A 1,591-nucleotide genomic window follows, 5' to 3' on the forward strand; every position below is an offset into this window, starting at 1 on the left:
GTCCCACGCCCGCCCCGCGCCGCTGGGCACGGGCGGCGCGCTGTCGGCGATGCCGTCGATCTGGCTCATGATCTCTTCCGTCTCCGCCGGCTTCGTGTGCGTGATGTAGATCGGGTAGTTCCGCCCGGGTGCAATCTGGGCCAGCTCGTCCGCCAGGGTGGTGGGCGACAGGTGCAGGCTGCGCTGCGCCAGCGCCTGCTCGCGGTTGCTGAAGGCGGTCTCGATCACCAGCATCGCGACCTCCAGCTGGTTCACGCGCGCCCAGAAGGGCGCATTGCGCTCGGTGTCGCCACTGAAGACCCAGTGGCTCGTGCCCTGCGCGCAGCGCACGGCGTAGCCGCAGGCCGGCACCGTGTGGACCGCGGGCAGCACTTCGATCACCTTGGGCGCCCGGGTGCCGAGCTGCAATTGCTGACCGATCGTGACTTCGTGAAAGCTCACGAAGGGCGACTCCCGGCTCGGGATGCTGGCGAAATCGGGCCAGATGACGTTGTTGAAGACGTGGGTGCGCAGCGCCTCGATGGTGGCGCGCAGCGCATGCACGCGCAGCGGCCGGGTGCGGAAGCTGGCGATGGCGTCGATCATCAGCGGCAGCGCGGCGACATGGTCGAGGTGCGAGTGGGTCAGCACCACGTCGTCGATGGCGGACATTTCGTCGAGGGTGAGGTCGCCGACACCGGTGCCGGCGTCGACCAGCAGATCGCTGTCGACCAGAAAGGAGGTCGTGCGGCAGTCCTTGGCGATGGCACCTGAGCACCCCAATACACGCACCTGCATTTCGCGAGACCTTTTGACTTTCAGCCCGTAGGCCACTACTTCGAATCGAACCGGGTTGCGCCGTCCCATTGCGGGTCTTTGGGCTGCAACGACATCGAGGCTAATCGCTGCGAGTACAGCTGGTAAAGGACTTTTTTGGCATCTGCGGCGAGCAGGGGCGCAAGGATAGCCTGAGCTTGTAACCAATCTTGTAGGCGATACGCTGAAAGCACACTTTTCCAGTGCTCAATTTCCTGGCGGACCTGCGGGCCGACACTGCGCTGCCGGCCGACGGGGGTGAAAACCCGCACCGTCCGGGCCTTGCCCTGCACCCGCACGCAATCCAGCTCCTGCCAGACGAATCCGGGCGCGGCGCGCCGGGTGGCCTCGCTGGCGACGATCTCGACGCCGTAGTGCACGCCCAGGCCCTCGAGCCGCGACGCCAGGTTCACGGCGTCGCCCACCACGGTATAGCTGCGGCGTACCGCCGAGCCCATGTCGCCGACGCTCATCACCCCGGTGTTGATGCCGATGCCGACGTGGATCTGCGGCTGGCCGCTCAGGCGATGGTGGCCGTTGAGCTCGTGCACCGCCGCCGCCATCTCGATGGCGGCCTGGACCGCCAGCTCGGCGTGGTCGGCGGCCTCGACCGGCGCGCCCCAGAACGCCATGACGCAGTCGCCCATGTATTTGTCGACGGTCCCGCGGTGGGCGCTGATGACCTCGCTCAGGCGGCTGAAGAAGGTGTTCAGGAAGGCCTGCAGATCGGCCGGCGCCATCTGCTCGGCCAGCCGCGTGAAGCCGCGCATGTCGCAGAACATCACGGTGAGTTCCC

General features: G+C 67.1%; 2 protein-coding genes. Both read right to left on the reverse strand.

Annotation, left to right across the window (positions count from 1 at the left end; genetic code table 11):
- Positions 1–777, reverse strand: a 777-nt coding sequence (locus tag AC1D2K_RS34420) for a 3',5'-cyclic-nucleotide phosphodiesterase (RefSeq protein WP_478094885.1), incomplete at its 3' end; no start/stop codon positions are given.
- Between the two features lie 35 nt (positions 778–812).
- The coding region (locus tag AC1D2K_RS34425) for an adenylate/guanylate cyclase domain-containing protein (RefSeq protein ID WP_478094887.1) at positions 813–1,591 on the reverse strand (779 nt) is incomplete at its 5' end.

This window comes from Variovorax sp. P1_H12_2 (genome assembly GCF_056405335.1).